This window comes from Pseudoalteromonas sp. MER144-MNA-CIBAN-0113, assembly GCF_040308965.1.
GTDB lineage: Bacteria > Pseudomonadota > Gammaproteobacteria > Enterobacterales > Alteromonadaceae > Pseudoalteromonas > Pseudoalteromonas tetraodonis.
This window is the reverse complement of record NZ_JBEOOG010000117.1, coordinates 1-6,591: the sequence shown is the minus strand read 5'-3', so window position 1 is coordinate 6,591 and position 6,591 is coordinate 1. Positions and strand designations below refer to the sequence as shown.

Below are 6,591 nucleotides of genomic sequence, written 5' to 3'. Positions count from 1 at the left end.
CATCCTAGATGGTTTTAAACTAAGAACATACCCAAGACAATTTATTAAAAATTAGTTTTTACACAGTCTGGGCACTTAGTTGAACTTCGGCAAAGAGCTTGAAGCAGTCATACAATGTAAAAATCCGACTGACCGCTAATCGCTCACAGCCGAACTTCGTAAAAGTGCCACTTTGAGTCGTTCAGTTTAATTCTTTGCTCAACTAATAAAAACTAATTAACAGACGTTTTACCTAATTCATTTAGGTCAGTGGCTTAGCTCTCCAATTAACCAACTGCGGTATTGTACTAGCAGTTATACTTCTAACTAACACTACTCATAACTCATTTTTTCGAAAATATCTGTTGCCACCACAACATAATAAATTTATTATATAATAAATTCATTATGGAGCATTTCATGAAAGTTCTCTTTTTATGCACTGAAAACTCAGCTAGGTCTATCATGGCTGAGGCGTTGCTAAAACATCATGGTAAAGGTGAGTACGAGGTTTATAGTGCTGGTACTGAGCCAAATAGTGTTGATAGTCGTACCTTGTCAGCTATCGAGCACTTTGGGTTACCTACCGATGGATTACACTCAAAACACCTTGATGAAGTTAGCAATATCCATTTCGATTTTGTTATTACCCTGTGTGATAAAGCGGCAAAAGAGTGTGATAGCCGAGTCAATGGTACTAACTGCCTTGCTTGGGATTTCCCTGAGCCTCGTTCTCGTAGAGATGCCAACCCGTTTGAAAAAACGCTACAAGAGCTAAATGAACGGATCAAAATGTTTTTGCTGATACAAGAAAAGCAAATGCCAGCGCCAATAACGCCAACTACTTTTTACAAAGCTCTGGCTGATGATATTCGCTTGAAAACGCTTTTAATCATTGCGGTTGAGGGTGAAGCGTGTGTCTGTGAGTTGATGACTGCATTAGATGAAGAGAGCCAGCCCAAAGTGTCCCGTCACCTAGCACAGCTTCGAAAAACAGGCATTTTATCTGACAGAAAGCATCAGCAATGGGTGTTTTATTCGATCAATCCAACATTGCCAGCGTGGATGAAGCAAACCATCACCTCAACGGTAGTGAATGAGCCTATTTTTATCGAACAAGAGCTAGCCAGATTAAACTCGATGGGTGACCGTCCTACGCGTGTGGCAAGCTGCTGTAATTAAGGAATGTAACTATGGGGATTTTTGAACGTTATTTATCTGTTTGGGTGGCGATATCAATTGCTGCTGGTGTGGCGCTGGGGATTGTTTACCCACCTCTTTTTGAAGCTATTGCAAAGCTTGAAGTTGCCCATGTAAATGTAGTTGTTGCTGTTTTCATTTGGGTAATGATCTACCCAATGATGGTGCAAGTGGATTTTTCAACCATTAAGGAAGTAGGGAAGAATCCGCAAGGCTTGGTATTAACTTTGGTGGTCAACTGGCTTATTAAACCATTTTCAATGGCTGCTTTAGGTTGGTTGTTCTTCGAAGGCTTATTTGCCGATTTTGTATCACCAGAAACAGCGCAAGAATACATCGCTGGTATGATTTTACTGGGGGTTGCACCTTGTACGGCAATGGTGTTTGTCTGGTCGCAATTAACCAAAGGTGATGCGAACTATACCTTAGTTCAGGTGTCGGTGAACGACATCATCATGATTTTTGCATTCGCTCCCATTGCGGGGTTATTGCTTGGTGTAACAGACATTCATGTACCTTGGGGCACCTTGTTTATCTCGGTGATTTTGTATGTATTGCTCCCTTTAATCGCGGGAATCCTGACTAGAAAACACTTAAACAGCTCAGGTCGCGATGAAGCAGCTATCACAAGTTTGCTAGAGAAGTTAAAACCGTTTTCTGTTATCGGTTTACTGGCAACAGTCGTTTTGCTGTTTGGCTTTCAAGCTAACACCATTATTGAGCAACCACTTAATATCTTGCTAATCGCCATTCCGCTTATCCTGCAAACCTATGGCATTTTCATTATTGCCTATTTTATCGCGGTCAGACTCAAGCTTAAGTACAACATTGCTGCACCTTCTTGTTTGATTGGTACATCTAACTTCTTTGAATTGGCAGTGGCAGTAGCTATTTCCCTTTTCGGCTTACATTCAGGCGCTGCATTGGCGACCGTGGTTGGGGTTCTGGTTGAAGTTCCAGTTATGTTGTCTCTCGTATCGATTGTGAACAGAACAAAACATTGGTTTAACGAATAATTAAGAGGCTTTTTATGCACACTCATCCATATGACATACTAACACTTGATAATGGCGCAAGCTTTATCTTTACTCCTTGCCCCGGAACAAAAGACGTTGATTTAACAACATCGGTTACACAATTGAAAGATGCTGGAGCACAAGCGATTGTGACGCTGATGTACGATGCAGAAATGAACAAGAATGAAGCCGAAGACCTTCCTCAAGTGTGTGATGCACAAGGTATTAAATGGTTTCAGTTACCTATTTTAGATGACGATGCACCAAATGAAGATTTTGTAGCAGCGTTCAAATCAAACCTTGATGACATGCTATCTATCTTACGCAATCAAGGCACCATTGCCGTGCATTGTAAAGGCGGCTCTGGTCGCACAGGCTTAGTCATTGGACTACTGATGTTTGAACTAGGTTACGACAAGGCAGACATTATTAAACAAGTGCAGAAAATGCGCCCTAAAGCGCTCTCACACCCAGTACAACTTTCTTTTTTCAATGAGTTTCAAATAGTAGGAGCTTAACAATGGCAATTAAAATTGGTATTAACGGTTTTGGCCGCATGGGTCGCTTAACACTTAGAGCTGCTTTTGGTTGGCAAGACATTGAGTTTGTGCAAATCAACGATCCTGCTGGCAATGCAGAAACGCTAGCACATTTATTAAAGTACGATTCTGTGCATGGTACTTGGTCACATGATGTAACCCATGATGACAATAACGTGATAATTGATGGTCAAGCCATTCGTGTAACGCAAAACAAAGCAATTAATGATACGGATTGGTCTGAATGTGATTTGGTCATTGAAGCGTCAGGCAAGATGAAGAAAACTGAGTTGCTACAAGCCTACTTAGACCAAGGAGTAAAAAAAGTTGTTGTAACAGCACCCGTAAAAGAAGAAGGTGTACTTAATGTGGTTATGGGGGTTAACGACCATCTATATGATGTTGAACAGCACTCAATCGTAACGGCAGCGTCTTGCACCACAAACTGCTTAGCACCAGTGGTGAAAGTGTTACTGGATAAAATCGGCATCAAACATGGCTCGATGACGACTATCCACGACATTACCAACACTCAAACGATTCTAGATGCTCCGCATAAAGATTTACGTAGAGCGCGTGCCTGTGGCATGAGCTTAATCCCAACCACTACAGGTTCGGCAACGGCGATTACTCATATTTTCCCAGAGTTGAAAGGTAAGCTGAATGGTCATGCGGTACGTGTGCCTCTTGCGAATGCTTCAATTACTGATTGTGTATTTGAGGTTGAGCGTCCAACAACGGAAGCTGAAATTAACGCTTGGATGAAAGAAGCGGCTGAGGGCGAATTAAAAGGCATTCTTGGTTATGAAGAAAAGCCACTTGTGTCTATCGATTATAAAACCGACCCACGTTCTAGCGTTGTCGATGCATTATCAACAATGGTCGTTAATGGCACTCAGGTGAAGCTGTACACATGGTATGACAACGAGTGGGGTTACGCTAATAGAACGGCTGAACTTGCTCGTAAAGTCGGATCATCAATTAAAGGGTAATGTAACACTATGAAGCGCTTGACATCATTATCAGACGATATTAAGCAATACCTTGTTGTCACAGGTAACTACTGGGCATTTACCTTAACAGATGGCGCACTACGCATGTTGGTAGTGCTTCATTTCCACGCGTTAGGCTATAGTCCGCTTAGCATTGCGATGTTGTTCTTGTTTTATGAAATATTTGGCGTTGTCACTAATTTAGTTGGTGGCTTCTTAGGTGCCCGTTTAGGGCTAAATAAAACCATGAACATTGGCTTAGCCATTCAAACTATCGCCTTGCTGATGTTAGCTGTTCCTGCTGAATGGTTAACAGTTGTGTATGTGATGATTGCACAAGCGCTTTCAGGCATTGCCAAAGACTTAAACAAAATGAGCGCAAAAAGCTCAATTAAGATGTTGGTTGCCGCAGGACAAGAAGGCACCTTGTTTAAATGGGTCGCGGTATTAACAGGCTCTAAGAATGCCCTGAAAGGCGTTGGCTTTTTCTTAGGCGGCTTACTGTTAACTTTACTTTCCTTCAAAGGCGCAATGTTGTTAATGGCAGGTGTTTTGGCTCTTGTTTGGTGTTACAGCCTTTATGCTTTGAAAAACGACTTAGGTAAAGCCAAGAACAAACCTAAGTTTACCGACATCTTCTCAAAGAGTCGCTCTATCAATATCTTATCGGCTGCACGACTCTTCTTGTTTGGTGCCCGTGATGTCTGGTTTGTGGTTGCACTACCTGTGTTCTTGTCACAAGTGTTTGAATGGGATTATTGGACAGTAGGTGGCTTCTTAGCGCTTTGGGTGATTGGTTACGGTTTTGTCCAATCAATGACACCTAAGCTAATCAATTTCAAAGCTAGCGTTTCTCCTGCCACTGAAACCGTAAAATGGGCAAGCTTGTTGGCATTAGTGACATTAGGTATAGCTTTATCGTTACACTTTAACTGGGAAGTTAAAACGGCACTCATTGCTGGCTTAATGGTATTTGGCGTACTGTTTGCCATTAACTCATCTCTGCACAGTTACCTGATTGTTAGCATGGCTGATGCCGATGGCGTTTCGTTAGATGTTGGCTTTTACTACATGGCAAATGCAATGGGGCGTTTGATTGGTACAGTGCTGTCAGGCTGGGTTTTCCAGCTATACGGGTTAGCTGCTTGCTTGGGTATTTCGTTTGCTTTTATTAGTTTAGCGGCACTTATTTCTGCCAAGTTACCAGCCACAGGAAGAACCAAGTAAACAATTTGCATTAAGGCTTTCCCCTGACACTAAGCAGTCAGGGGAATGAATTATTTACCAGTGCAACAACTATTCCCCTCTTGAATAGGAGGACACTTTACTGTTCCGTAAGAACAATAAACGCAACAATCTCCCTTTAACGGCTTAAGCAATGTTTTACAGCTTCCGCATTCGTAATACCACTGACAAGCGTTTGTAGGCATAGTCTCAACCTTACTAAACCCGCACTCTGGACAGGTTATCTTTGATTCTAACTCTATACCTTGCATACTGGCTCCTTAACGGGCTTAACCATATCCAACACTGACATGACAACCATCCAAATGATCCCAAAATAAAATAAGTAAGTGCTCCAGTCGTATTGCCACAATGGATAAAGGGTTAACAATACTGCAATTGGGCCAATGACACTTAAAATGCCTCTTACCACATGCTTATGTTGATACCAATTATAGAAATTAACTAATAACGCTAGTGAAGTAAACAAGGGCAATAAGGTGTTAACAGCAATTCCTTCAAAGTGTGATAGGAAACCCAATCCAAGAGCTGATGCTAATGAGCCGAGTGCAGGAAAACACGCTGTGCAGCTTAGCGCGGCTAGCCAAACGCCACCAGAGCCGATTTTATCGAGAATTTTATTAATCATAATTACCTCTATTTTTGAGGTATTTTAAACTCCGTACATGGGTACGGAGTCAATGACTACTTAAGCGAATTGATAATTGGGCAGGTTTTTGGATCTTGATTGGCTTTGCATGAGTCTGTCATATCTTGAATTACTTTTTCCAACCTCTTTAAATCACTGATCTTATCTCGAATCAGTTGCAGCTTTTGTAAGCCCAACGATTCGACTTCAGCGCAATTACTGCTTAAAGACATCAGTGATTCTATCTCTTTTAGGGTAAATCCTAATGCTTTAGCTTTGAGAATAAACTTGAGTTGACTGGCATGAGTTTCGCCATACAATCGATAACCTGATTCTGGTTTTGGTGGCTGTTCTATTAAACCTTGGCGCTCATAAAAGCGGATAGTTTCAACACAGATATCTAAATATTTTGCCAGTTTTCCAATGGTTCTCATAAACACACTCTTTCGAAGAAGAGACATCATTATACAATTAATGCGGGTTGGCTAAACGTTCTTAAGGTGCAATTAATTGCCTAACCTCAATTTTAGGGCATGAACGGGTTCGCTAAGCGTCCGCTTTGTAGAATTAAGTCCAGATATCCAGATAACTCTGACTGTCTCTTATTCGCACATTTGCGACGCTCAACTAAACTCATTTTGGGGCAAAGGCGAGTTACATTTATAACTTGCCTCTGGACAAAAGTGTTTCAGCTTCTTCGCTAAATTAGCTGAAAACGGATTAAATAAAGTACGGGAAACCTCAAAAGGCAGAAGGAAGAATCGGCCCTCGCATTTTACCTTTCTACAAACTGTTTTGCTCGATCATGACGGTCACCAACAAACTTGTTATATGGTTTCAAAGACTCCTCACTACATCCAAATATGTTTACATAAGCACCTTTAGCAATCTTTGTATTTAACTCATTGACATCATCCCCCTGTGTCAGGATAGTTGTCGCCTCTAACTTTTAATAGAGGCAGATATAATGAGACGTCGATTTACACAAGAAT

Annotated in this window: 8 protein-coding genes; 5 read left to right on the top strand and 3 right to left on the bottom strand. The window is 41.4% G+C overall.

The features are described from left to right. The first annotated feature begins 399 nt into the window (after window positions 1–399). The 5 genes from AAEY57_RS18400 to arsJ are packed head-to-tail and all read left to right on the top strand — an operon-like array spanning window position 400 to window position 4,953. Entirely contained in the window at window positions 400–1,161 is a 762-nt protein-coding gene (locus tag AAEY57_RS18400) for a metalloregulator ArsR/SmtB family transcription factor (protein ID WP_029609889.1), read from the top strand. Window positions 1,162–1,172: 11 nt separating this feature from the next. Next, window positions 1,173–2,195, top strand: coding sequence for an ACR3 family arsenite efflux transporter (gene arsB / locus AAEY57_RS18395; RefSeq protein ID WP_350608481.1), 1,023 nt, complete (start codon window positions 1,173–1,175; stop codon window positions 2,193–2,195). Between the two features lie 14 nt (window positions 2,196–2,209). Beyond that, complete coding sequence (locus AAEY57_RS18390; protein ID WP_350608480.1) at window positions 2,210–2,713, top strand: cyclin-dependent kinase inhibitor 3 family protein; 504 nt, start codon at window positions 2,210–2,212, stop codon at window positions 2,711–2,713. A gap of 2 nt (window positions 2,714–2,715) precedes the next feature. Beyond that, the gene (locus AAEY57_RS18385; RefSeq protein WP_016898910.1) at window positions 2,716–3,726 is read left to right on the top strand and encodes an ArsJ-associated glyceraldehyde-3-phosphate dehydrogenase; all 1,011 of its coding nucleotides are present in this window, start codon (window positions 2,716–2,718) and stop codon (window positions 3,724–3,726) included. A 9-nt stretch (window positions 3,727–3,735) separates the two neighbouring features. Next, entirely contained in the window at window positions 3,736–4,953 is a 1,218-nt protein-coding gene (gene arsJ / locus AAEY57_RS18380) for an organoarsenical effux MFS transporter ArsJ (RefSeq protein ID WP_063529993.1), read from the top strand. 50 nt (window positions 4,954–5,003) lie between these two features. Here arsJ and AAEY57_RS18375 read toward each other — a convergent pair whose 3' ends face one another. From AAEY57_RS18375 to AAEY57_RS18365, 3 genes are read right to left on the bottom strand one after another with little or no spacing between them, the layout of a single operon-like run. Then, complete coding sequence (locus AAEY57_RS18375) at window positions 5,004–5,222, bottom strand: GDCCVxC domain-containing (seleno)protein (RefSeq protein ID WP_076920327.1); 219 nt, start codon at window positions 5,220–5,222, stop codon at window positions 5,004–5,006. Continuing rightward, entirely contained in the window at window positions 5,210–5,599 is a 390-nt protein-coding gene (gene merC / locus AAEY57_RS18370) for an organomercurial transporter MerC (protein WP_350608479.1), read from the bottom strand. The genes AAEY57_RS18375 and merC overlap by 13 nt, the downstream gene beginning before the upstream one ends. Before the next feature lie 56 nt (window positions 5,600–5,655). Next, window positions 5,656–6,033 carry a MerR family transcriptional regulator gene (locus tag AAEY57_RS18365; protein WP_350608478.1) on the bottom strand — a complete coding sequence of 126 codons (378 nt, stop codon included), beginning with the start codon at window positions 6,031–6,033 and terminating at the stop codon, window positions 5,656–5,658. Between the last annotated feature and the right edge of the window lie 558 nt (window positions 6,034–6,591).